Consider the following 24005-nt stretch of genomic DNA (forward strand, 5'->3'; position numbering starts at 1 on the left):
TTGGTTAATTTAATATTTAAAAATCTAAAAAAAGGAGCTACTATCAGCTCCTTTTTTATCTACTTTATAAAAGGTCTCGAACTCTAAAATAAGACATGGCTAGAACCAACGCTGGGGTTCTAAACATTCGACCACCCGGGAAGGGCATGTGTTTGATTTTATCAAATATAGAGAATCGCTCTGCAGTGGTCGCAATACACTCCGCCATTAATGTACCCGCCATACCTGTCGCGGCGATACCATGGCCTGAAAAACCTTGCGCAAAATAGACGTTTGGTTTTAGCCGGCCAAAGTGGGGGGCTCGATTCATAGTGATGGCGACGTTTCCTCCCCAAGCGTATTCGATTTTTGTGTCTTTAAGCTGTGGGAATATATCAAGCATCCGCGCGCGCATGGCTTTTTCTAAGTTAAATGGTGCGACGCCTGAATAACTCACCCTTCCACCAAATAGCATACGGTGATCACCGGAACATCGGTAGTAATCGAGAACGAAGTTGATATCGCAAGCTGAGATATGATCTTGCATCAGCGATCCTGTTACTTCCTCGCCTAATGACTCGGTCGCGCAAATATAAGTACCGACCGGCATTACTTTATTTTCGAGTTTCGATTCCAGCCCTTCCATATAGGCATTACAAGCAAGAATGACGTGATTTGCTTTTACTTTTCCATCTCTAGTAAACAGCGTTGCCGGATCACCATGTTCAATCTTGTTTACTGCGCTATCTTCATAAAATTCTGCCCCAGCGAGTTTGGCTGCATTAACCAAACCTAAGGTATAGTTGAGCGGGTGTAAGTGGCCACTGTTACTATCAAACATTCCAGAGGTATACTTGGTACTTGCAATGCGACTGGCAACTTCATCTTTGTCCCACATTTCTAATGATTCATAACCATAGTTTTCAGTTAAATCGTCATACCATGCTTTTAACTCTTTATCGTGGCGTGGTTTCATACCCACATGAACCATGCCATCACGCCAGTCGCAATCAATGTTGTATTTGTTGATGTTCGATTTCGTTAACGCCAGCGCTTCGACAGAGATGTCCCAAAGCTTTTTGGCATCGGATTTACCGACTAATTTCTCAAGTGTGTCCTGCTCTGATGCCCAACCGAAAATGGCTTGGCCTCCACTGCGACCAGATGCCCCCCAGCCCACGCGGTTAGCTTCTAACACAATGACTTTAAAGCCTTTGTTAGCCAGCTCTAATGCAGCGGTGGCTCCGGTGATTCCGGAGCCTATCACACAGACGTCGGCAACATGTTCTCCCATAAGTTTGGGGAAATCGAAATGCTGATTTCTTGATGCTGCATAGTAAGAGTCTGTGTGTTTGACTTTCATTTTGTATCCTTACTTATTTGTACCACTGGTATTCTAATGGAGAGACTTGTGCTGAAAAGCGCGCCTGTTCATGTTTTTTATTGGCAAGATAGACTTTACAAAACTCTTCACCAAAACTGCTTTTCATAAACTGACTGTTTTCAAACTCATGGAGAGACATATCCCATGAAATAGGAAGCATAGGCAGTTCTAGTAGGGTCGCATCCCCTTCAATTGGTGCTGGTGGAGTCAGTTTGTTCTCTATTCCGTCGATTATTGATGCTAGCAATACTGCTACGGTGAGATAAGGGTTTACGTCCGCGCCGGAGAGTCGATGTTCAATTCTTTTGTCTTCGGTACCGCTCGCTGGAATTCTTACCGCTACAGTACGATTGTCCCACCCCCATGTAGCGTGAAGTGGTACAAACATATTGGGTTGAAGTCGACGATAGGAGTTTGCATTGGGCGCAAATATTGCCATGCTATCCTCTAAATGAGCGAGAACGCCCGCGATGGCATTGAGTAGTAGTTCTTCATTTTCACCAAATACGTTGTTGCCGACGTCGTCTTGCAGACTAATGTGGACATGGCAGCCGTTACCAGCATACTCGGTGTAGGGTTTGGCCATAAAGTTTGCGTAGAAGCCGTGTTTCTTTGCCACCGCTCGCACTACACGTTTTAGCAGCATAGCTTGGTCACAAGCCAGAAGTACGTCGCTCGTATGTTTGAGGTTGACCTCGAACTGTCCAGGTGCGTATTCGGCGGTGATATTGTCGGCAGGGATATTTTGAGCGTTGCAGGTCTCAATCACTTCATCTAGAAACGCTTTAAACTCATCGAGCTCTTCGAGTGAGTAGACTTGCGTTTGTGTCATCCTTTCACCGCTTATCGGCATCAATGGTGGTTGCGGGTTACCCGCTTCATCGGGCTCAAGGTCTTGTAAGTAAAACTCGAGCTCAACGGCTATACAAGGCTTAAAGCCTTTCGTAGCTAATTTGTTTAGCTGTACTTCTAGTACGTGGCGAGGGTCGGCAAAAAACGGTTGATTGGATGTGGGTTCAAACATAGTCACAATGGCTTGAGCACTGTTTTCCTGCCATGGTGTAGTAACCAAAGAACTTGTGACCATACGACAAATTCTGTCACCATCGCCTTTTTCGAAACCTAAACCAGTTTCTTCTACGGTTTCTCCACAAATATCTAAGGCAAATACAGAAGCCGGAAGACAGATACCTTGCTCTAGTACCTTATTTAGTTGTGATAAAGGAACGCGCTTACCTCTCACTACGCCGTTCATATCGAACAATATGAGATCCAACGTTGTCACGTCAGGGTGGTGTTCAATAAATCGTTCAATTGTTAGCTTATCGTGACTAACCTGTATTGGTTCTATGTTGTCAGCACTGTTTGAAAGTTGACTTGTTCCCACTGTGGCTCCTCCACTTATCTCCAACCTATCCATGTATAGCAAGCCTTTGTTTTGAATCTTGCGCCACTGGTTGCTTTTTAACCATAGACATAATGTTCAGTAAAAGACAACACAAATGTATATAAAATGTTAATCAGTATCTCAAAAGTTACAAAATAATTAACATATTTGTTTGACAATTGTACAGCTTGCTGCCAATCCTAAATGGAGCTTATTGATAAATTCGTTGAGCAATTTTTGAAAAAGAAGGATTTATGGAAACGATTAGGAAATGGATAGAAGAGAACCGTATTACTGAAGTTGAGTGCCTGATCCCCGATATTACAGGCAACGCGCGAGGCAAGATTATGCCTGCGAAAAAATTCCTTCGAGAAGGGGGCATGCGTCTTCCCGAAGTGGTTTTTTTCCAGACTGTAACCGGAGACTGGCCAGACGATGAAAGTATGATCGACCTGACAGAGAAGGATATGACTCTGGAGCCTGACCAAAATACCATTCGTTTTGTTCCATGGACAAAAGAGCCTACCGCTCAGGTTATCCATGATTGTTTTACCGTCGATGGAGACCCGGTAGATATCTCACCGAGAGCCGTGCTACGTCGAGTGCTAAACCTCTATGCAAAAGAGGGGTGGCAACCTGTTGTTGCCCCTGAACTTGAGTTCTTTCTGGTACAGAAGAATCTAGATTGGGACTATCCATTAGAGCCGCCAATTGGTCGAAATGGACGCCCTGAAACAGCTCGTCAGTCTTTTAGTATTGATGCAGTGAATGAGTTCGATCCTATTTTTGAAGACATGTACGACTACTGTGAAGCTCAAGAATTGGACGTCGATACTTTGGTGCATGAATCTGGCGCTGCACAAATGGAGCTGAACTTTGACCACGGTGAGCCGCTCGATAGAGCTGACCAAGTGTTCTTATTTAAACGCACTGTACGTGAAGCAGCTTTAAGACATGATGTGTATGCCACCTTTATGGCAAAACCAATGGAAGATGAGCCTGGTAGTGCAATGCATATTCACCAGAGTTTGGTGGATAAAAACGGAAAAAACCTGTTTGCCAATGAAGATGGTACTAACAGTGACCTTTTCTTGAATTATATCGGCGGTATGCAGAAATACACGCCAGCGGCTATTGCGTTCTTCGCGCCTAACGTGAACTCCTATCGCCGTTTAGTATTTGGTGACTCTGCACCAACGAACGTGGCTTGGGGTGAAGATAATCGTACTGTTGGATTACGTGTGCCTATCTCAGATAAAGAGTCTCGCCGTCTTGAAAACCGCTACGCCGGCGCGGATGCAAACCCTTATCTCGCCATGGCATTGACGTTGGCATGTGGCTACTTAGGTATGAAAGAGAAGCTTACACCAACGGAAAAAAGCACAGGTGATATGACCACTGAGCCATACTCACTTCCTCATAACCTAGAAGACGCTTTGGTGTTGTTAGAAAACAGTGACGAGCTGAGAGAAATTTTAGGTGACCGATTCGTATCTGCTTACGTAGCCATCAAACGTAAGGAGTACAGAACGTATTTCCAAGTCATCAGTTCTTGGGAAAGAGAGTTCTTATTATTGAACGTTTAATACAGGCAACGCTATAGAGAAAAGCAAACCCGTTAATACAGCGAGAAATGGAATTAAGTTATGTCAAAACAAACTGGGTCTAAATGGATTGAACAAGATAGTGCACACTGCTTGCACCCATTTACCAACTTTAAAGCACTCAACGATAAAGGCTCACGCGTTATTACCCGAGCGGAAGGCATTTATATTTACGACGAAGATGACAACAAAATTCTAGATGGAATGGCAGGGTTATGGTGCGTCAATATGGGCTATAACTGCCAGCCACTTATCGAGGCTGCGACGAATCAACTTCAAGAGTTGCCTTACTACAATTTGTTTTTCCAAACCACTCATCCACCAGCTGTAGAGCTTTCAACTTTGCTTGCCGAAGTAGCGCCTGAAGGCATGAACCACGTGTTCTTTACCGGTTCAGGCTCAGAGTGCAACGACACCGTGGTTAGAATGGTGCGCCATTACTGGGCAAGCTTAGATAAGCCAAATAAACAAACCATTATCAGTCGCAAGAATGCATATCACGGCAGCACGATGGCAGGGGCAAGTCTAGGTGGCATGGCATTTATGCATGCCCAAGGTGGTCTACCACTACCGAATATTGTTCATATTGATCAACCTTATCATTTTGGTGAAGGACAAGGGATCGACGCGAATGAATTTGGTCTAGAACGTGCGCAGCAGCTTGAAGCCAAAATCCTAGAACTGGGTGAAGACAATGTCGCTGCGTTTATTGCGGAACCCATTCAGGGTGCAGGTGGCGTTATTATTCCGCCTGACAGTTATTGGCCTGAAATTCAACGTATCTGTGACAAGTATGAAGTCTTACTTATTGCTGATGAAGTCATTTGCGGCTTTGGGCGCACCGGTGAGTGGTTCGCAAGCCAAACATTCAATATCAAACCTGATCTGATGTGTATGGCGAAAGGCATTACTTCTGGGTATTTACCACTTGGCGGTGTAATGGTTCGAGACCATGTCGCACAAGTGTTGACAGACGCAGATACTGAATTCGCTCATGGCTTTACCTATTCGGGTCACCCAGCGGCATGTGCAGTTGCTATCGCCAACATTAAAGAGATGCAAAAACACAATATTGTTAATCGTGTGCGTGAAGATATTGCTCCGTATTTTGCTTCTCGTTGGAATGAACTTCTTGAACACCCAATGGTGGCAGAAGCTAGAACGAAAGGACTGGTCGGGGCTATTGAATTAGTCAAAGACAAGACCACCAATGAGCGTTTTGACAAAGAACTTGATGTCGGTACTCGATGTCGTGAACACTGCTTTGCCGCGGGTGTCGTGTTGCGAGCTGTTGGCGACACCATGATCTGTTCACCACCGCTTATCATTACACGTGCAGAAATTGATGAGTTTATCGACAAGGCAAAAATAGCCTTAGACAACACACTCGCCGACGTTTCGCAGTAGCCGACGAGATTTATACCCAAAGGTATTAACCAAAGAGCAAACAGGAACGGAGATCCAAATGGAGAAAACAAAAGCATGCTTCGGTATCGCGTTAGGGATGACGATAGGACTTAGCTCAATGACATCCTATGCGGCTGAGGAAAAAGTGCTCAATATCTATAACTGGTCAGACTATATCGCGGAAGATACGATTAAAAAGTTTGAGGAAGAGACAGGCATCAAGGTGGTTTACGATGTATTCGACTCAAATGAAGTATTAGAGGCGAAGATATTATCTGGTAATACAGGCTTTGACTTAGTTGTGCCAAGTAATGATTTTCTGGGACGTCAAGCCAAAGCTGGCGCGTTCCAAAAGCTGGATAAGTCAAAGCTAACTAACTACAGCAACCTAGACCCTAAACTAATGGGGATTCTGGCGGACACTGTCGACCCCGACAACGCTTACTCTGTGCCATATCTTTGGGGCACAACGGGCATCGGTTACAACGTTGCTAAAGTGAAAGAGGTTTTGGGTGAAGATGCGCCAGTGGATAGCTGGGACTTAGTATTCAAACCAGAAAACATGGAGAAACTTTCTAAGTGTGGTGTTGGTTTCCTGAATGCACCGACAGAGATCATGGCAGCGGCGCTGAACTATATCGGCAAAGATCCAAACAGTACTGATCCTAACGCTTATAAAAAAGATGCGCTTGCACTGCTTAAACAAGTTCGTCCTTATGTAACCTATTTCCACTCATCACAATACATCAATGACCTAGCTAACGGCGATGTATGTGTGGCGATTGGTTGGTCAGGCGATGTTCTGCAAGCGGCAGATCGTGCAGCTGAAGCAGATAATGGCGTAGAAGTGGCTTACTCGATTCCAAAAGAGGGAGCGCTTGCCTGGTTTGATTTAATGGCGATTCCAAAAGAAGCGAAGCACCCAGAAAACGCTCACTTGTTTATCAACTATCTACTTCGTCCAGAAGTGATTGCTGAAATCAGTAACTATGTTTGGTATGCGAATCCAAACCCACCATCACGTGAGTTTATTGACGCAGAAATCTTGGAAGATCCAGGAATCTACCCAACAGAAGAAGCGCAAGCGAAGTTATATAGCTCAAAGATGTTACCGCATAAGACATCACGTGCTATGACTCGCGCTTGGACGGATTTCATTAAGAACTGATCAAACCCTAATTTGGCGACTCGCTTTGAGTCGCCAATTTTGCTTGGAGACTACCATGACAGTGATGTCACTTGATACAGAACTCAATCACCAACATGTTTCGCCGGTGCCACCAAAACCATTATTAGAAATCCGAGGACTGACGAAGGACTTCGGCGGCCATCTTGCGGTAGATAACATCGATCTTACGATCAACCAAGGTGAACTGTTTGCGCTATTAGGCGCGTCGGGGTGCGGAAAATCAACCTTGCTACGAATGCTCGCTGGATTTGAACAACCAAGCGCAGGACAGATTATTCTTGATGGTGAAGATCTTGCCGATATCCCTCCATACAAACGACCTGTCAATATGATGTTTCAGTCCTATGCACTGTTTCCTCACATGACCGTAGAAAAGAACATTGCGTTTGGGTTAAAGCAAGACGGTATGCCAAGCCAAGAAATTGCTAGTACCGTTAAGCATATGCTTGAGCTGGTCAGAATGACAGATTTCGCGAAGCGTAAACCGCACCAATTATCTGGCGGTCAAAAACAACGTGTTGCACTCGCCAGAAGCCTAGCTAAAAAACCAAAGCTACTTTTGCTAGACGAGCCAATGGGTGCACTGGATAAAAACTTACGCGAAAAAATGCAGCTTGAGGTGGTCGACATACTGGAAAGTGTGGGTGTTACCTGTGTGATGGTCACGCATGACCAAGAAGAAGCGATGACCATGGCAACACGTATCGCCATTATGAACAAAGGCCAGTTTGTGCAAATTGGTTCTCCAGAAGCTATTTACGAGCATCCGAACTCGAAGTTTGCCGCGAAATTCATCGGCTCGGTCAATATTTTTGAGGGTGTTCTAGAAACCAATCTTAGCGATAAATCGACGGTTCGAACCCCAGACCTATCGAATGTGATTACTATTAATCATGGTATTTCAGGTGCTCCGGGTATCCCTTTGATGATAGCTGTTCGACCAGAAAAAATGACGCTATGTGACCATACCCATCACTCTAGTAATTCTTGTAGTGGGGTGGTGGAAGATATCGCCTATATGGGCAACCAATCCATTTACCATGTTCGTTTAGATTCCGGCAAGTTGGTCACTGCAACGCTACAAAATACGAGCCGTGTGAGGAAAGGTATGCCAACGTGGGAGCAAAGAGTCAATCTTTGCTGGGACATGGAAAGCTGCGTGGTACTGAAACTATGAAGAAACAAGCCAAACTCAATATTTGGCGTATTGTTCCCACGCCAAAGTGCTTATTGCTTGCTGTTCCCTACGGATGGTTACTGCTGTTCTTTCTATTGCCGTTTCTAATCGTATTCAAAATCAGTTTTGCTGAAGCTCAAATATCGATTCCACCTTATTCTGAATTGCTTAGTTATGCTGAGCAGCAGTTGCAGCTATTACTCAACGTCGGCAACTATCAATATCTGATAGAAGATGACTTATACGCTTCGTCGTATTTACAGTCGATTCGTATTGCACTTATCTCTACATTACTCTGCTTAGTGATTGGTTTTCCGATTGCCTGGGCTATTGTTCATTCGAAGCCGTCAACTCGAAATGTGTTATTAATGCTGATCATATTGCCATCGTGGACCAGCTTTTTGATTCGTGTTTATGCTTGGATAGGAATCCTCAAGAATAACGGCCTTCTGAACAATATGTTGATGACCTTCGGTGTTATTGAGGAACCGCTCAAGATATTACACACAGATACTGCAGTTTATATTGGTATTATCTATACCTACTTACCCTTTATGGTTTTGCCTCTTTATACCGCATTGATGCGAGTGGATTACTCCTTACTGGAAGCGGCAAGTGATCTCGGGGCGAAACCAGTAACGACACTATTCACGGTTCTCGTACCATTGACACGTGCCGGTATTATCGCAGGGTCGATGTTAGTGTTCATCCCTGCTGTGGGTGAGTTTGTTATTCCGGAACTACTTGGCGGGCCTGATACAGTATTGATTGGTAAAGTCTTGTGGCAAGAGTTCTTTAACAACCGAGATTGGCCAGTCGCTTCGGCGGTAGCTATCGTAATGTTGCTTATTTTGATGTTGCCTATCTTATGGTTCCATCGTTATCAAAAACGTGAACTGGAGGCGCAAGCATGAACGACATTCCGGTCTATAACAGTAAACTGAAGTGGTGTATTTTGGCGGCGGGTTTTACCTTTCTTTATCTGCCAATTCTGATTCTGATTGTTTACTCATTTAACGAAAACCGATTGGTTACGGTATGGTCCGGTTTTTCGTTTAAATGGTATTTTGAGCTATTAGAAGATGATTTGCTCATGGGCGGTGTGAAGCTGAGTCTGATGATAGGCTTTTTATCAGCCAGCGCAGCTGTTGTTTTAGGTACTATTGCTGCATTTGTATTGAATCGCTTTGGGAAATTTAAAGGGGAAACTGGGTTTGCCTTTATGATCACGGCGCCCTTGGTTATGCCAGAGGTTATTACAGGTCTTTCTCTACTATTGTTATTCATTGCGATGGGACAAGTGTTTGACCTGTTTAGCCAGCGAGGCATGATGACCATTTGGATTGCCCATGTAACTTTCTGTACGGCTTATGTCACTGTAGTAGTGAGTTCTCGACTTCAAGAAGTCGATCGCTCTATCGAAGAAGCTGCTATGGACTTGGGCGCACCACCTTGGAAAGTGTTCTTACAGATAACGCTGCCTTCGATTGCACCCGCTATTTTGGCGGGATGGTTATTAGCGTTTACCTTGTCATTAGATGACTTAGTGATTGCGAGCTTCGTATCTGGTCCGAGTGCGACAACATTACCTATGGTGGTATTCTCAAGTGTCCGTTTAGGTGTTAGCCCTAAAATCAATGCATTAGCAACACTGACCATATTAGCTGTGTCTTGTGCCACGTTTATAGCGTGGTGGTTGATGGCGAAGGCGGAAAAGCGTAGGCTGCTTGAAATGAAAATGAGTCAACAATAGTTCAGCAAGTGGTTGATGCTAAGTAATCGGTTCTAATTTGGGAGAAAGACATGGATGTAGGTAAGCAACTAAAAACAATTCGTACCATGCGAGGGATGTCACAGCGTGAACTCGCTAAACGAAGTGGTGTCACCAACTCCATGATCTCTCAAATAGAACAGAACTTAGTAAACCCCTCCGTTGGCTCTTTGAAAAAGATCCTCGATGCTATACCAATCTCAATGGGAGAGTTCTTCACCCTCGACGTTGAGCCTAAAGATGACATCTTCTTTAGTGCAGAACAGATGGCGGATTTAGGGGATGGACAGATAAAAATGTTGCTAGTTGGTGCAAAGCGAGAAGGTCGCCAATTAGCAGTCTTAAGAGAAATCTATCCGCCAGGCTCAGATACGGGGACTGACTTCATCGAGCATGATGGAGAAGAGGGCGGTGTCATTATTCGAGGAGAAATTGAGATTACGGTTGGCAGCCATACTAGAGTATTAAAGGCAGGTGACTCGTATTACTTTGAAACTCGCAAACCACATCGCTTTCGTAATAAAGGAAAGGTCGAATGTGAGCTTATTAGTGCGGCGACACCTCCAACTTTCTAAAGTCTTTGAATAAAAAAATAGCGAAGCATGAGCTTCGCTATTTTTCTTGTGTTGAAAGAGAACTCTAGTCTAATTCAATCCACGTCGATTTCACTTCAGTGTATTTATGCAGAGCATGCAGCGACTTATCACGACCGTTACCACTTTGCTTGTATCCACCAAACGGCATGGTCATGTCACCGCCATCCCAGTTGTTCACGAATACCGTTCCCGCTCTTAATGCACGAGAGCATTTAATGGCTGTTGACATGTCAGATGTCCAAATACCTGCCGCCAACCCGTATTCGCTATCGTTAGCAAGTTGGATCGCTTCATCAATCGAGTCAAAACTGGTAACACATAGAACGGGCCCAAAAATCTCTTCTTTATAGATGCGCATATTGGGTGTGACATCAGTAAACAAAGCGGGTTGAATAAAGAAACCATCGGTGTTGCCCATTGCAGACTTACCACCGTAAGCTAGTGTTGCTCCTTCTGTCTGACCAATGTCGATGTAACTTAATACACGCTCATACTGTGCAGCATCTACTATCGCACCGACCCGAGTATCACTCTCAAGAGGATCGGCAGGCTGCCAATTCGCCATGTATTTCTTAACCAGTTCAATAAACTCATCTTTAATAGAGGAATGAACCAGAAGTCGCGAACCTGCTGTACACACTTCCCCTTGGTTGTAACAGATAGCAGAGGCGGCTGTTGCAGCAGCTTTTTCTATATCTTTAACGTCGTGATGTACAATGTGGGGGCTCTTGCCGCCACATTCCATAAATGCACGTTTTAGGTTGGATTCACCCGCGAAAGATAACAGCTTTTTACCTACGGCGGTTGAACCAGTAAAAGTGATACAATCGACATCGTTGTGAAGCGCTAATGCTTGTCCTGCCTCATGGCCAAAGCCAGGGAGCACTTGAAACACTCCGTCTGGAATACCTGCTTGTTTGGCCAAGTCGGCGAGCAAAATAGCGGTGAGAGGTGATTTCTCAGAAGGCTTCACAATAACTGAATTACCAGTTGCTAATGCGGGCCCAATCTTCCAAGCCGCCATAACAGTAGGGAAGTTCCAAGGTACGATTGCCGCAACGACACCTAGTGCCTCGTGAGTCACAAGTGCTAATGCTCCTTCTGTTACTGGTGCTACTTCATCATAGACTTTGTCTATGGCTTCTGCGTTCCATTGAATGCAGCGCGCGGTAGCCGGCGCGTCATATCCCATTGCATCTGATATCGGTTTACCCATATCGAGTGATTCGAGAAGGGCAAACTCTTCTTTATGTTCGTCAATGAGCTTAGCGTAGTTAAGTAGGATCGCTTTGCGCTCTGCCGGTGGTAGACCACACCAGACACGGCTCTTAAACGCTTGGCGAGCAGCATTTACTGCAAGCTCAACATCTTTATCTGTGCAGCGGGCGACATGCGCCAATAGGTGACCTGTTGCTGGGTTGATGATTTCAAACGTATCGCCGGAGACTGAATCAACAAAGTGTCCGTTGATAAAAGCCTGAGTACGAAAACTCAACGCTTCGGCTTTATCATGCCAAGTCATAGTGTCCATATTGTTTACCTTCTTCCTTAAAAACTGGCTGGTGAGTTTGCACTGACAATGATGCAATCAATATCAGAAGTATTTCTAAATCGGTGAGTACGTGTACTGTCGAAATAATAGCTGTCGCCTTCATGTAGAACGACGACTTCACTGTCGACCGTGAGCTCCAACTCGCCTTGGACAATAACACCGCACTCTTGACCTTCGTGAGCGAGCATCTCATCTCCGGTGTCTGCACCTGGAGCGAGTGTTTCTCTCAACATGCCAATTTGCCTGTCGTCGTGATAGTGACCTATCTGGCGATAGCTGATCTTTCCTCTGCCTATTTCTGGTTGTTGCTGTTTGCGTGAAAAAAACTGATCAGGCTTTGGTTCATCAACCGCAAAAAACTCCGCCATAGATGAAGGGATCTTGCTAAGTAGTTTACTCAGCGACGCGACAGACGGGCTTACGGCGTTACTTTCAATCTGAGAAATGAATCCATTGGTCACGCCGGCTCTTTTGGCTAACTCACGCTGTGATAAGCCTGCACGTTCTCTTAGTGCTTTAAACCTTGGTCCTATTTCTGTTTCCATTAGGCGAAATCTCCAACTCTTCCCTTTGTGATTAGTAAACTAAACACAATCCTAGCTCACTAAACAGAAAAAACCAGCAAATGTTTATAATTTAATCATTGAATAGGCAAATAAAACGTTCTATAGTCAATTTTGTTCATTATTTAATAACATTGCATTTACATACTGTGGTTCGAGTGTTTAGCGGTGTTTAGTAAAAGAAACAATGCTGTTCAGTATTTTTAGTTGGAGTGCACGATGCAAGGTATAAACAAGCAAGGTACAACTAGTTCAGGAAATATGGATGCTTTTTGGATGCCGTTTACTGCTAACTCGCAGTTTAAATCAGCGCCACGCATGTTAGTTTCAGCTGAAGGGATGTACTACACGTCAGAAGATAAACGCAAGATACTCGACGGTACAGCAGGTCTATGGTGCTGTAATGCAGGACACGGGCGTCATGAAATCAGTGAAGCGGTGGCGAGTCAGATTCACAATCTAGACTTTGCGCCAACATTTCAAATGGGTCATCCATTGCCATTTGAATTTGCTGAGTCACTCTCAGAAATCGCTCCATCAGGTTTGAATCGCGTATTTTTCACTAACTCAGGTTCTGAATCTGTTGATACCGCACTAAAAATTGCGTTGGCTTATCAGAGATGTATCGGACAAGGGACTCGTACGCGCCTAATTGGTCGAGAGCGTGGTTATCACGGTGTCGGGTTTGGTGGTATTTCGGTAGGTGGAATTGTTAATAACCGCAAGACGTTTGGCAGTCTGTTAACTGGTGTCGACCACCTTCCGCATACATTGAGCATTGAAAATAGCGGCTTTAGCAAAGGGCTACCTGATTACGATCCCGGCTGGGCGGAAAGCCTAAACAATATCGTTACTCTGCATGATGCGAGCAACATTGCTGCGGTTATTGTTGAGCCGATTGCGGGATCTACGGGGGTAATTCTTCCTCCTAAAGGTTACCTGAAACGTCTTCGTGAAATCTGTACCCAACATGGCATTCTATTGATATTCGATGAGGTTATTACAGGATTTGGTCGCATCGGTAGTCCTTTTGCAGCGCAAGAATTCGACGTCAAGCCTGACATTATTACTACCGCTAAAGGCTTAACTAATGGTGCTATTCCTATGGGAGCCGTTTTTGTCAGCGACGAAATTTACCAAGCGATGGTGGCTCCAGATAGTCAAGCTATCGAGTTGTTCCATGGCTACACCTATTCCGGCCATCCAGTAGCCGCAGCGGCTGGTTTAGCGACACTAGATATTTATCGCAATGAGAATCTCTATACACGAGCGGCTGAGCTCTCAGATTATTGGGAGCAAGCGGTCCATAGCTTGAAAGGGCTACCTCACGTAAAAGACCTTCGCAATTATGGTTTGATTGCTGGTATTGAGTTAGAAGGAATTGCGGGTAAGCCAGGATCTAGAGCGTTCCAAGTCTTTACCAAGTGTTTCGAGAAGGGCGCACTGATTCGTGTCACTGGGGACATCATCGCGCTTTCTCCGCCGCTGATTATTGAGAAGCAGCATATCGACGATTTATTTACTCTGATTGCAGACGTTTTGCAGAATATTGATTACAAGGAATAAGACTATGTCAGTTTTGGTATCTAATTTTATCAACGGCCGAACGGTAGAGAGCCACAGCGGAAGAAACGCAGACTTGTTTAACCCAGCAAATGGTGAGTTGCGAGGGCAAGTTCAGCTATCAAGTGCTAGTGAAGCGCTAGAAGCTGTGGCTGTCGCGAAACAGGCGCAAGAAGCTTGGCAAGCAACACCACCACTGCAACGTGCTCGAGTCATGTTCAGATTCAAAGCTTTGCTTGAAGAGAACGCGGATGAGCTTGCTACGTTAATTTCTACCGAGCATGGCAAAGTACACAGTGATGCATTAGGAGAATTGACACGTGGATTAGAAGTGGTTGAGTTTTCTTGTGGTATCCCACATCTGCTAAAAGGTGAACATTCACTTAATGTTGGACGCGAGATAGACAGCTATTCTTTAATGCAGCCAGTTGGTGTCTGCGTTGGTATTACACCATTTAACTTCCCTGTGATGGTACCGCTATGGATGATCCCAGTAGCGCTTGCCTGCGGAAACAGCTTTATCCTTAAACCATCTGAAAAAGATCCGAGTGCGTCTTTGAAGCTGGCTGAGTTATTGAAACAAGCAGGTCTTCCTGATGGTGTTTTTAATGTTGTCCAAGGTGATAAAGAAGTGGTTGATGCGCTTCTTGAGTCACCAGACGTTGCAGCCGTGAGTTTCGTAGGTTCAACGCCGATCGCTGAAGCTATCTACAGCAAAGGAAGTGCAAATGGCAAACGAGTTCAAGCGTTAGGCGGTGCTAAGAACCACTTAGTTGTTATGCCAGATGCAGACCTTGAAGGGGCGACAAATGCCATTATGGGAGCGGCCTATGGTGCGGCGGGAGAGCGTTGTATGGCTATCTCAGTGGCGGTTGCTGTCGGTGATGAAACTGCCGATCGATTAGTGGCACAGTTGAAACAAAAAGTGGAAGCACTGCGCGTAGGCCCAGGGCTGGGAGTATCACCTGAAAACGAAATGGGTCCATTGGTGAGTGAGCCTCACATGAACAAGGTAACGGAGTACATTCAGAGTGGTGTTGACCAAGGCGCAACGCTTGTAGTGGACGGGCGTGGCATCAATACCTCTGCTCCTGGTTACTTTGTCGGCGGGACGTTATTTGACAATGTTACTCCAGATATGACGATTTATAACGAAGAGATTTTTGGTCCCGTTTTGTCGGTAGTACGTGCCAAAGATTATCAAGAAGCACTGCAACTTATTAATGAGCACGAATTCGGTAATGGTACTGCAATTTTCACTCGTGATGGTGATACCGCGCGCGACTTCTCAGAAAAAGTAGAAATCGGTATGGTAGGGGTGAACGTGCCAATTCCAGTGCCAATGGCATTTCATAGCTTTGGTGGTTGGAAGCGCTCAATCTTTGGACCTCTCAATGTTCATGGCAATGATGGCGTGCGCTTCTATACTCGTATGAAGACGGTTACTGCTCGCTGGCCTAAAGGGCAAAGAGAAAGTGAATTTGTAATGCCAACAATGAAGTAGGTGATAAATGAAGATAGGGATATTAACGTGCGGCCATGTGGACTCGCCATTATCAGATGACCATGGTCAATATGCAGACATGATTGAGGCCTCTCTCTATGAGGTCAACAATGAGTTCACTTTTCAGAACTACGATGCGACAAAAGGAGAGTTACCTCATCATGATGAATGCCATGGGTTTATAATCACAGGTAGTGTACACAATGCTTACGATAATCATCCCTGGATTCTCAAACTCATAGACTGGATAACGCGCTGTGAAGCTCGTCGACGTCCACTAGTAGGCATCTGTTTTGGACATCAGATTATTGCGAGAGCTCTCGGCGGCAAGGTGCAAAAATCGGAAAAAGGGTGGGGACTTGGCAGCTATGAAGTTCAAATTACCGCTCAGAAGAAATGGATGAATCTGTCTGTAGACTCTGCGCGACTATTAGTGAGTCATCAAGACCAAGTGATTATTGTTCCTGGCGGTGTGAAAGTTATTGCTACTAATGATTTTTGTCCTAACTTTATGCTTGTGAAAGATAATCATATATTCACAGTCCAAGGACATCCTGAGTTTAGCTCCAGCTTCACAGAAAAATTGGTGGAGAAGCGTAAGCATCTCCTAACTCCTCAGCATTATGACCAAGCGTTTATTGAAATAAACAAAGCACAAGACTCTGCGTTAATACTGCATTGGATTGATAATTTCTTTGTAATGGCGCAGCAAGGTAAATATGCTGAAAACTTGCAACAAGCCGTGTAGCGGCAATTAGGAAACAAAAAAAGAGCTCATAATGAGCTCTTTTTTAGGTAAGTTATAAAAAAGAGTTTTAGACTCCGCAGCTGAAGCAACCGTCATCCCTTCGCAGGCGAGGAGCTACTTACAACTCGCTTCAAGTCCTGAACATTCTTACCTTAATTACTAAACGTACTGTGAAATAACGGTTTGCATAACGCCTAAGCAAACTCTTTTTGCAGATAAGAAACTATGTCGGAAGACTCATACATCCATTTCTCTTCACCACCTTGAGTGATCTTCAGACAAGGTACTTTTACTTTACCGCCACCCGCTAGCAGTTCGTCGCGCGCAACTGAGTCATTTTTAGCATCTTTCAATGCAATGTTGACTGATTGACGTTTCATTTCTCTACGTACTTTCACACAAAAGGGACACGCTTCAAATTGATAGAGCTGCATAGTTTGCGCTTTTTGATCGGCTTGTTGCTGTGCTTCAGGCGTGCGTTTAACGCCACGCGGAGAGAAAACGAAATTTAATAGCAGTATGATTTTACCAAGAATAATACGGATGAACTTCATAAATAACCTGTTGAGCAGTCTTGTTGTTTTTAGAAAATTATAATGACGGTATGCGAGACATACCGTCGAATATTAACATCTTATTTACGATTCTGGTACGGTTAACATTAACTGCGAGAAAGGGTATGGCTTTTGGTCACACTAATTCCCAACCGTTTCGATAAGCGAATCAAGTTAGCTCGATCAGTTTTAAGGACTCTGCTTGCTTTAGCCCAGTTATACTCGCATTCAATTAAGGCATTGGATATCAAGCTTCTTTGATATTCTTCGGTGGACTCTCGAATGCCTTTCGAGTGGTCAATCATTGGAGCGCTTGTTTTACTTTGCTTGGTCGGAGTGATGCGGCTTTCATCGTCAAAATGACCACAGTCGTCAATGCTTACGGTGACCACCTTCTTATCAAACAGCCTTGCTTTCGCTTTCAGAGCTGCTCGGTTAATAACATGTTCTAACTCTCGAACATTACCGGGCCATGAATAGCGGTTCAAATGAGATACGACATTTGGACTTAGCTTGATTTGGTTAATGCCAAGCTTACGTCGAGCTTGCTCCAGAAAGAAGCCTGCCAGTAACTCTATATCGCCGTTTCTTTCACGCAATGGCGGTACAGAAATTGGGTAAACACTGAGTCGGTGATAAAGGTCTGCGCGGAACTTACCTTGTTCAACTTCTTCCTTGAGTTCACGGTTGGTTGCGGCGAGGACTCTAACATTGATCTTTTGAATCTCATCCTTACCAACGGGTTGTATTTCGTTATTCTGTAATGCTCGTAAAAGCTTACTCTGTGCTGCAAGTGGGAGCTCGCCAATTTCATCCAAAAATAGTGTCCCGCCATCGGCTAGCGCAAACTTACCCATGCGATTTTTATCTGCACCCGTGAACGCCCCTTTTACATGACCAAATAACTCACTCTCGATGAGGTTTTCAGGAATTGCCGCACAGTTAACATAGACTAACGGATTCTGTCGGCGAGTTGATTGGTAATGTAGATTACGTGCCACCAACTCTTTACCAACACCGGTCTCACCATGAATTAAGATATTAAAATCTGATGGCGCGACAATTTCGATATCGGATTTCAACACGCGCATTAACTCGCTATCACCGATCATATCGCTGCCATCTCGTTCCCAAGCTTCGACGTTGAGTTCTTCAAGCAGCTGTTTGGATTGTTTGGCTTGGTATTCCAACTGAGAAAAAGTTAGTGCCATTTTTAATGTGGATGCAGCAATGGCAGACAATACTTCTAGGCTGCGCGTTGGAATGTGGTCAAAAGCATTAGTCCCTAGGCTATCGAGGGTGAGGGCTCCCAACATCTTGTCGCCAAAAATCAAAGGCAAACCCATACAAGAGTGCATTGGAAGATCGCCATGGTGGTCAATGAGCAAGCCGTCAAATGGGTCAGGCAACTCAGAATCGGCGTCAAAGATAACCGGAGATGTGGATGCGCAAATCTGAGCGAATCTTGGATGTTCACTAATAACGAACCTGCGCCCTAGAGTATCGCGGCCTAAGCCCTGCATCGCGAGAGGAACAAGCGTATCACCTTGAAGTGATAACAAGGCAACACAGTCACACATGATGGTTTTTCTGATGGTATTGATAAGCGAATCGAAGCGTTCTTGGTCGTTATTGCTGCTGGCTAGGCCAATAGTCAGCTCCATTAAGTTGGAAGGGGAAATGTCTTGCATAGGAGATTACAACTTATGGTAATGAGTATGCTAGGCATTATAGAGTCATATTGACCTAAATTAAAGCAGTCATTTTGACTGATATTTAATAGTTAACTCTTGAATAAGTGAGAGTTTTTAAGGATTTCAAAATTGGCACGCTCTGTGCTTTGTAGGTATTCGTTGAAAAACAAATAAGTGTGATTCTCAACTCGCACTATACCCGAGAGAAATATCTCAAGGGATACAACTAAAACTATAAAAAAACAATATGAGACAGTCGAAGTTCGTACTGTAAAAGTCTAAGCCTTCTAGGGAGCGTATATGCTAAATAACAACCATATCGAAATCATCAAGAGCACAATTCCATTACTTGAGTCTGCAGGCCCTGCTTTAACTCAGCATTTCTATCAAAGAATGTTCTCTCACAACCCTGAGCTGAAGGACATCTTCAATATGACGCACCAAAAGACAGGGCGTCAAAGTGTTGCTCTATTCGAAGCTGTTGCAGCGTATGCTAAAAATATTGAAAACTTAGCGGCGCTTACTACAGCCGTTGAACGTATCGCGCACAAACATACTAGTTTTAATATCAAAGCAGAACACTATCAAATCGTTGGTCACCACCTCATTGAGACCTTAAGAGAGCTGGCGCCAGATGCGTTTACCAAAGAAGTTGAAGAAGCTTGGACTGAAGCTTACCTATTCTTAGCGCAAATCTTTATTGATCGTGAGGAAGAGCTATACCAGTTGCGTGAAAAGGCGACCGGTGGATGGCGCGGTACTCGCCGATTTGTGGTAACTGATAAAAAGCCTGAATCTGAGTTGGTTATGAGTTTTGTCTTTACTCCAGAAGATGGCGGCAAAGTCCTTGATTATGAAGTAGGGCAGTACCTAGGTGTACAGGTCACACCTTCAAAAGGTGAGAATGTAGAAATTCGCCAGTATTCACTTTCCCAAGCTCCAAATGGTGAAAATTACCGAATTTCTGTCAAGAAGGAAGGTAATAACAGCGACCAGTTAGGTTTGGTATCTCACTATTTGCATGATGAAGTGGAAGTGGGTGCGGTGATCGAAATACTGCCTCCTGCAGGGGACTTCTTCTACAAAGAAGTTAATAAGCCGGTCGTTCTGATTTCTGCAGGTGTTGGCTGTACGCCAATGCAAGCAATGCTTCAACAGTTGGCAAAGGATGGCAAGTCCGATCCTGTTACCTATTTGCATGCCTGTGAAAACGAACAGCAACATTCTTTCATTGATGAGGTAGATACCATCGTATCAGCAAAAGGTTGGAACCATAGAGTGTGGTATCGTGAACCACTTAATGCAGAGGGTATCAATAATTCGAGCACAGGTTTAATGGATCTAGCACAAATCAAAGATTCTCTTCCAACGAACTTTGGGCACTTCTATACCTGCGGCCCAGTAGTCTTTATGGACCATGTTGTGAAGCAACTTGAATCGATTGGCGTTGAGCGAGACAGAATTCACTACGAGGTATTCGGACCTCACGCCAATCTTTAATCGCCACTAAAGAGCTGATTCAGCTCGCTAGTTGAACCATTTCTCAAACCACCGTTTCCATCCAGAAGACGGTGGTTTGTTTGCTTCAAATTCTCGAAAACCAAGATAATAGCTTTGGTTAAAGTCGGTACGTAGAGCATCAGCGCTTTGATCGAGCAATCCACTGATTGCGTTACTGGTTTGTGTTGCGTGGTCATTGGCCAAACTATAATCCATACCAAGATAGCCTTGAATATATAGCCATATATGCGTGACGAGTTGCAACTCTTCCAGCACCGGTAGCCGAAAAGCCTTAGCATGTTTCTCTTCAAGCTGTTGATCGAATATGGATTTCATTTCAGAGATTTGCTCTATATGAGATTCAACTGAGGAAAGAGCTTCAACGTTTAACTTAGTGAAAAGGCCAAGAAGCAGGTGAGTTGGGCTAGATTCTGGCTTGTTCTCTTGAGCTGTTGCATACAGCAAGTTTTCTCGTTCACACAAATTATCCAGTGCTTCAGACTGAACATTGACAAGTTGAATTTGATTAACCTTAATACTGTTGAGCGCTTCCCTCAATTCGATCATTTGTCTTGCAACTCCTCAATCGTCACTTCTGCTGATCCAGTCTCTGCGTCAACAAATAATGAGGTTCCGGTAATCATGACTGAGAGATCCATTGTGCGAGTGACTAGCGAAGAGAGGGCTTCAATCGAGTCATTATTGAAACGATAAACACTGGCATCGAGGTAACCGAATTTACCTTGGTTTTGCTGCCACCATACGTCGCTTTTAGTGTTGAAGCTGTAAACTTTGGTCTTTTTAGCCAAACGTGTCGCTTTTTTGACGCGCTCAACGTCAGGCTCTCCGATATCAATCCACAGTAAGGTTTGATCGTCGAGAGATTTTTCCCAGATATCAGGCTCTTCAATCGTCGATAGTCCCTTTGTGAACTGCAGATCAGGAGAGGCATTGAGACAAAAAGCCATGAGCCTTGCCATCATACGTTGATGGTTTTCAGAAGGGTGCAGTGCTACGGTCAGATTAAAAGAGTCATAATAATCTCGATTCATATCCGTTAACGCTACGCGAAACTTATATATGGTTGGTTTTAGTGCCATGGGAGTGTCTAATTCGTAGAATAGTGATGTCTATAGTACGCTTATGGGCGCAAAAGGGTATAAACAATAGAGAGAATGTGCTTCAAGTGATATAAAAATAGCCAGCTTAGCTGGCTATTTATCAAAGGTATTGCTTACTGGCAGTTATACCAAAGTAATCTCTTCAGCTTGAGGACCTTTTTGGCCTTGTGTCACTTTGAATGCCACTTTTTGACCTTCAGCTAGAGTACGGAAACCGTCCGCTTTGATGTTGCTGAAGTGAGCGAACACGTCAGGACCATTTTCTTGTTGAATGAAGCCAAAGCCTTTAGTTTCGTTGAACCACTTAACTGTACCAGTAACTGTGTTAGACATATCTATATCCTAAATTTTACTATCTTTTGTTTCTTGTTTGCCAAATCCGGCAGCTATAGCGTGGAAAAGTAAATTGCTATTGCGTACAACGCGTCGGGGGAATTCCGAGAATTCAACGAATGCCTTTTGTAAACAATGGAACTATTTTTCTAGCCAGTCATGAATATAAGGTAGTTCTTACTTAAGTCAAAGATAGTTACTTGGAAAGTTGCTGAATATTTGAAGTTCAGCTCGTTTTTAAGTGTCAATTACATGACATTTCAAACAAACGAGCTTATTTTTATGATCTAAGTCAATACAAGGGTTTCTGGTATAACTCTTTGATATAAAACATTATTTCGATTAGTGAATTAATAGTTTTGTAAAGATTTTGCAAACAATTCTATTATTATGAATCCCATTAGAGTTCTATAAAATAATCTTCTTATTAAGTATTTTATCGCTCAATCTTTGGTGAGTAGATCGAATATGCGGTTATTTGTCCGGCTACGATAGCAGAGAACATAAATAATGCGGATAAACCGATGTTTGGTATCGGAAGAATCGATTGTTCAAACACTGATTGACTTGCACTAACGAGAACGCGGCTACCAGGAACAAGAATAATAATGCCTTGAACAATATAAATTGAGCCTGTTAGATCCAAGCGTTTCGCTACCCATGTACCGTATAACGTTATCAATACAGTGGTGACCCAAGTACCGACGATCCAGCCGCTATCAAAGCCTAAATAAAATGGCCCCCACATACCTAATACAGCAACGGGAAGACCCAACAAAATATCCTTAGGTCTAGCGTTGAAAATCACACCGATTGAGGTAGAGATAAGCAGTAATCCAAAGCAATGAAGCCAGAGTGGCACCTCATTGGTATAAGAGAGTGATTCTGTTTGACCCCATAAAGCTTCACCAATATTCAAGCCCATTATCACGCCAATGAACAGTTTGATGAGGGTAAGGGCACTCTGTCCTAAAAGGGCAGTACCTGAAACGAGATCATTGAACGCCAAACACTCTAAAGAGTTAGCAATAGATAGACCGGGCACAAATAGTACCACCGACGCAATACATAACGCCCAAATAGGAATGGCCGCACCTGTACTTGCAATGAAGGCAACCAACACGCCTGTCAATAACGCAGACACAAACTCAACAGCAATGGAGTTGCGACCTTTATAAATAAGTTGGCATATCCAAACCATCAAACCCAATAAGATGGAGAAGCCAATCGCTTCAAGCGTGCTTCCTACCAGCATAAGATAGGCTGGTGGAATCCCCATATTGGCTAGGGCAACCACCCATTTAGGGTAACCAACGGGCTCAGGAAGCGCTTCGTTACTTGGTTGGTTGATACGGATAATAGTATTAGCGAGCAAACTGAGGTTAATGGATGCTGGCTTTAAACGCTTCATTACTACCGTATTGTTTTTGTCCGGAAACTGATAGTTGATAGCGGTAGGTGTTGCTTGAACCATTACATCAAGTCCGTGCTTTTGAGCATAGTATTGCGCGTACTTTTCCACTTTATATGGAGCACAACCACTTCGATGAAGTGTGTCGCCAATTTCTACGATTTTTCTGATGGTTTGTGGAGAAGGCATAGTTCCGTCTAATCAATTAAAAGCACTCGATTTAATGGCGTAAAGGTAACAGAGCTTAATAGAATTATCGAGAGTGAATATTCGAAATATTGTCAATTCTATGCAGTTTTATAATCACTGGACTGCGAAAAGTGCAAGCGATTGCGTGAACCGTCTATGTTCGGTACGAGCAAGGTGCTCCACAATGACGATACATAACAAGGAGTGCTAATAAATGCACCAATTTAAAGTCATCAAATAAGGAAGATACCATGTCTCTACAACAAGAATTTCGTAATGCTATGTCTAAGTTGGCTGCGGCGGTCAACATTGTCACTACCGGCGGAGAGGCTGGAACCGTTGGCATTACCGCGACAGCAGTTTGCTCGGTGACTGATTCACCGGCAACTGTATTGGTCTGCGTCAATCGCTCGAGTGCGTCAAATGAGATCTTCAAAGCAAATGGTCGTATGTGTGTGAATACATGTGCGAGTGAACACCAAGAAATGTCCATGCACTTCGCTGGGATGACTGGATTGGAAATGGAAGAGCGTTTTGCTTTAGAAGGGTGGAACCTAAATCAATATCAAGTTCCAGTGTTAAAAGGAGCATTAACGACACTGGAAGGGCGTATTAGTGATATGAAAGAAATGGGTACGCATACAGTGCTGTTCTTAGAGGTTGAAGCAATTACGACTCAGGATAAGGACGCACTCATGTACTTCGACCGCCAATTTAAACATCTGCAAGCTGACGTCAAAGTAGCGGAAGTGGCTTAATTGCCATAGTTAGAGTTCTAA

At 44.1% G+C, this 24005-nt stretch carries 22 protein-coding genes; 12 read left to right on the top strand and 10 right to left on the bottom strand.

Annotation, left to right across the window (positions count from 1 at the left end; all coding sequences use genetic code 11):
- Positions 1-64: 64 nt before the first annotated feature.
- Together OH456_RS04080 and OH456_RS04085 are read right to left on the bottom strand one after the other, a co-directional pair.
- Positions 65-1342 carry an NAD(P)/FAD-dependent oxidoreductase gene (locus tag OH456_RS04080; protein ID WP_270032861.1) on the bottom strand — a complete coding sequence of 426 codons (1278 nt, stop codon included), beginning with the start codon at positions 1340-1342 and terminating at the stop codon, positions 65-67.
- 13 nt (positions 1343-1355) lie between these two features.
- Complete coding sequence (locus OH456_RS04085; RefSeq protein WP_412104893.1) at positions 1356-2768, bottom strand: glutamine synthetase family protein; 1413 nt, start codon at positions 2766-2768, stop codon at positions 1356-1358.
- Positions 2769-3004: 236 nt separating this feature from the next.
- Between OH456_RS04085 and OH456_RS04090 the strand changes: the two genes are divergently transcribed.
- From OH456_RS04090 to OH456_RS04120, 7 genes are read left to right on the top strand one after another with little or no spacing between them, the layout of a single operon-like run.
- Positions 3005-4336 (top strand): glutamine synthetase family protein, encoded by a 1332-nt coding sequence (locus tag OH456_RS04090; protein ID WP_006069543.1) that lies wholly within the window; start codon positions 3005-3007, stop codon positions 4334-4336.
- A 60-nt stretch (positions 4337-4396) separates the two neighbouring features.
- Complete coding sequence (locus OH456_RS04095; protein WP_006069544.1) at positions 4397-5761, top strand: aspartate aminotransferase family protein; 1365 nt, start codon at positions 4397-4399, stop codon at positions 5759-5761.
- Positions 5762-5819: 58 nt separating this feature from the next.
- The gene (locus tag OH456_RS04100; RefSeq protein ID WP_006069545.1) at positions 5820-6929 is read left to right on the top strand and encodes a polyamine ABC transporter substrate-binding protein; all 1110 of its coding nucleotides are present in this window, start codon (positions 5820-5822) and stop codon (positions 6927-6929) included.
- A 55-nt stretch (positions 6930-6984) separates the two neighbouring features.
- A complete protein-coding gene (potG, locus tag OH456_RS04105) occupies positions 6985-8127 on the top strand; it encodes a putrescine ABC transporter ATP-binding subunit PotG (protein WP_031494535.1) in 1143 nt (380 codons plus the stop codon).
- Positions 8124-9041, top strand: coding sequence for a putrescine ABC transporter permease PotH (potH, locus tag OH456_RS04110; RefSeq protein ID WP_006069547.1), 918 nt, complete (start codon positions 8124-8126; stop codon positions 9039-9041). The genes potG and potH overlap by 4 nt, the downstream gene beginning before the upstream one ends.
- Positions 9038-9880: an ABC transporter permease subunit gene (locus tag OH456_RS04115; protein WP_006069548.1), complete on the top strand. Its 843-nt coding sequence runs from the start codon at positions 9038-9040 to the stop codon at positions 9878-9880. The genes potH and OH456_RS04115 overlap by 4 nt, the downstream gene beginning before the upstream one ends.
- 50 nt (positions 9881-9930) lie before the next feature.
- Positions 9931-10473: a cupin domain-containing protein gene (locus OH456_RS04120; protein WP_006069549.1), complete on the top strand. Its 543-nt coding sequence runs from the start codon at positions 9931-9933 to the stop codon at positions 10471-10473.
- Between the two features lie 64 nt (positions 10474-10537).
- Here the strand turns inward: OH456_RS04120 and OH456_RS04125 are convergent, their stop codons facing one another.
- Positions 10538-12025 (bottom strand): aldehyde dehydrogenase, encoded by a 1488-nt coding sequence (locus OH456_RS04125; RefSeq protein WP_270032862.1) that lies wholly within the window; start codon positions 12023-12025, stop codon positions 10538-10540.
- Between the two features lie 17 nt (positions 12026-12042).
- Positions 12043-12591: a cupin domain-containing protein gene (locus OH456_RS04130; protein ID WP_038227041.1), complete on the bottom strand. Its 549-nt coding sequence runs from the start codon at positions 12589-12591 to the stop codon at positions 12043-12045.
- Positions 12592-12828: 237 nt separating this feature from the next.
- Between OH456_RS04130 and OH456_RS04135 the strand changes: the two genes are divergently transcribed.
- From OH456_RS04135 to OH456_RS04145, 3 genes are read left to right on the top strand one after another with little or no spacing between them, the layout of a single operon-like run.
- Positions 12829-14175 carry an aspartate aminotransferase family protein gene (locus tag OH456_RS04135; RefSeq protein ID WP_006069552.1) on the top strand — a complete coding sequence of 449 codons (1347 nt, stop codon included), beginning with the start codon at positions 12829-12831 and terminating at the stop codon, positions 14173-14175.
- Positions 14176-14179: 4 nt separating this feature from the next.
- Complete coding sequence (locus tag OH456_RS04140) at positions 14180-15676, top strand: CoA-acylating methylmalonate-semialdehyde dehydrogenase (RefSeq protein ID WP_270032863.1); 1497 nt, start codon at positions 14180-14182, stop codon at positions 15674-15676.
- Positions 15677-15683: 7 nt separating this feature from the next.
- Positions 15684-16424, top strand: coding sequence for a type 1 glutamine amidotransferase (locus OH456_RS04145; protein WP_038227038.1), 741 nt, complete (start codon positions 15684-15686; stop codon positions 16422-16424).
- A 194-nt stretch (positions 16425-16618) separates the two neighbouring features.
- Here the strand turns inward: OH456_RS04145 and OH456_RS04150 are convergent, their stop codons facing one another.
- Positions 16619-16978: a glutaredoxin family protein gene (locus OH456_RS04150; RefSeq protein WP_088878657.1), complete on the bottom strand. Its 360-nt coding sequence runs from the start codon at positions 16976-16978 to the stop codon at positions 16619-16621.
- Between the two features lie 107 nt (positions 16979-17085).
- The gene (gene norR, locus OH456_RS04155) at positions 17086-18669 is read right to left on the bottom strand and encodes a nitric oxide reductase transcriptional regulator NorR (RefSeq protein WP_006069556.1); all 1584 of its coding nucleotides are present in this window, start codon (positions 18667-18669) and stop codon (positions 17086-17088) included.
- A gap of 303 nt (positions 18670-18972) precedes the next feature.
- Here norR and hmpA point away from each other — a divergent pair, with 303 nt between their 5' ends.
- Positions 18973-20172, top strand: coding sequence for an NO-inducible flavohemoprotein (gene hmpA, locus OH456_RS04160; RefSeq protein ID WP_270032864.1), 1200 nt, complete (start codon positions 18973-18975; stop codon positions 20170-20172).
- 27 nt (positions 20173-20199) lie between these two features.
- On the opposite strand, the gene OH456_RS04165 is transcribed toward hmpA, so the two are convergent.
- The 4 genes from OH456_RS04165 to OH456_RS04180 all read right to left on the bottom strand — a co-directional run bounded on the left by OH456_RS04165 (position 20200) and on the right by OH456_RS04180 (position 23226).
- Positions 20200-20739, bottom strand: coding sequence for a hypothetical protein (locus OH456_RS04165; RefSeq protein ID WP_006069558.1), 540 nt, complete (start codon positions 20737-20739; stop codon positions 20200-20202).
- Positions 20736-21272: a YaeQ family protein gene (locus tag OH456_RS04170; protein ID WP_006069559.1), complete on the bottom strand. Its 537-nt coding sequence runs from the start codon at positions 21270-21272 to the stop codon at positions 20736-20738. The genes OH456_RS04165 and OH456_RS04170 overlap by 4 nt, the downstream gene beginning before the upstream one ends.
- A 144-nt stretch (positions 21273-21416) precedes the next feature.
- Positions 21417-21626, bottom strand: coding sequence for a cold-shock protein (locus OH456_RS04175; RefSeq protein WP_006069560.1), 210 nt, complete (start codon positions 21624-21626; stop codon positions 21417-21419).
- Positions 21627-22062: 436 nt separating this feature from the next.
- A complete protein-coding gene (locus OH456_RS04180; protein ID WP_006069561.1) occupies positions 22063-23226 on the bottom strand; it encodes a threonine/serine ThrE exporter family protein in 1164 nt (387 codons plus the stop codon).
- 251 nt (positions 23227-23477) lie between these two features.
- Between OH456_RS04180 and hpaC the strand changes: the two genes are divergently transcribed.
- Positions 23478-23984: a 4-hydroxyphenylacetate 3-monooxygenase, reductase component gene (gene hpaC / locus OH456_RS04185; protein ID WP_006069562.1), complete on the top strand. Its 507-nt coding sequence runs from the start codon at positions 23478-23480 to the stop codon at positions 23982-23984.
- Positions 23985-24005: the final 21 nt, after the last annotated feature.

Origin of the sequence: Vibrio sp. La 4.2.2, from assembly GCF_027586995.1 — a bacterium.
Lineage (GTDB): Bacteria > Pseudomonadota > Gammaproteobacteria > Enterobacterales > Vibrionaceae > Vibrio > Vibrio mediterranei.

Bases quoted from the DNA above. Each gene is read 5' to 3' on its own strand.
- OH456_RS04080 (WP_270032861.1), bottom strand. From the start codon at position 1,342: ATGAAAGTCAAACACACAGACTCTTACTATGCAGCATCAAGAAATCAG.
- OH456_RS04090 (WP_006069543.1), top strand. From the start codon at position 3,005: ATGGAAACGATTAGGAAATGGATAGAAGAGAACCGTATTACTGAAGTT.
- OH456_RS04095 (WP_006069544.1), top strand. From the start codon at position 4,397: ATGTCAAAACAAACTGGGTCTAAATGGATTGAACAAGATAGTGCACAC.
- OH456_RS04100 (WP_006069545.1), top strand. From the start codon at position 5,820: ATGGAGAAAACAAAAGCATGCTTCGGTATCGCGTTAGGGATGACGATA.
- potG (WP_031494535.1), top strand. From the start codon at position 6,985: ATGACAGTGATGTCACTTGATACAGAACTCAATCACCAACATGTTTCG.
- potH (WP_006069547.1), top strand. From the start codon at position 8,124: ATGAAGAAACAAGCCAAACTCAATATTTGGCGTATTGTTCCCACGCCA.
- OH456_RS04115 (WP_006069548.1), top strand. From the start codon at position 9,038: ATGAACGACATTCCGGTCTATAACAGTAAACTGAAGTGGTGTATTTTG.
- OH456_RS04120 (WP_006069549.1), top strand. From the start codon at position 9,931: ATGGATGTAGGTAAGCAACTAAAAACAATTCGTACCATGCGAGGGATG.
- OH456_RS04125 (WP_270032862.1), bottom strand. From the start codon at position 12,025: ATGGACACTATGACTTGGCATGATAAAGCCGAAGCGTTGAGTTTTCGT.
- OH456_RS04130 (WP_038227041.1), bottom strand. From the start codon at position 12,591: ATGGAAACAGAAATAGGACCAAGGTTTAAAGCACTAAGAGAACGTGCA.
- OH456_RS04135 (WP_006069552.1), top strand. From the start codon at position 12,829: ATGCAAGGTATAAACAAGCAAGGTACAACTAGTTCAGGAAATATGGAT.
- OH456_RS04140 (WP_270032863.1), top strand. From the start codon at position 14,180: ATGTCAGTTTTGGTATCTAATTTTATCAACGGCCGAACGGTAGAGAGC.
- OH456_RS04145 (WP_038227038.1), top strand. From the start codon at position 15,684: ATGAAGATAGGGATATTAACGTGCGGCCATGTGGACTCGCCATTATCA.
- OH456_RS04150 (WP_088878657.1), bottom strand. From the start codon at position 16,978: ATGAAGTTCATCCGTATTATTCTTGGTAAAATCATACTGCTATTAAAT.
- norR (WP_006069556.1), bottom strand. From the start codon at position 18,669: ATGCAAGACATTTCCCCTTCCAACTTAATGGAGCTGACTATTGGCCTA.
- hmpA (WP_270032864.1), top strand. From the start codon at position 18,973: ATGCTAAATAACAACCATATCGAAATCATCAAGAGCACAATTCCATTA.
- OH456_RS04165 (WP_006069558.1), bottom strand. From the start codon at position 20,739: ATGATCGAATTGAGGGAAGCGCTCAACAGTATTAAGGTTAATCAAATT.
- OH456_RS04170 (WP_006069559.1), bottom strand. From the start codon at position 21,272: ATGGCACTAAAACCAACCATATATAAGTTTCGCGTAGCGTTAACGGAT.
- OH456_RS04175 (WP_006069560.1), bottom strand. From the start codon at position 21,626: ATGTCTAACACAGTTACTGGTACAGTTAAGTGGTTCAACGAAACTAAA.
- OH456_RS04180 (WP_006069561.1), bottom strand. From the start codon at position 23,226: ATGCCTTCTCCACAAACCATCAGAAAAATCGTAGAAATTGGCGACACA.
- hpaC (WP_006069562.1), top strand. From the start codon at position 23,478: ATGTCTCTACAACAAGAATTTCGTAATGCTATGTCTAAGTTGGCTGCG.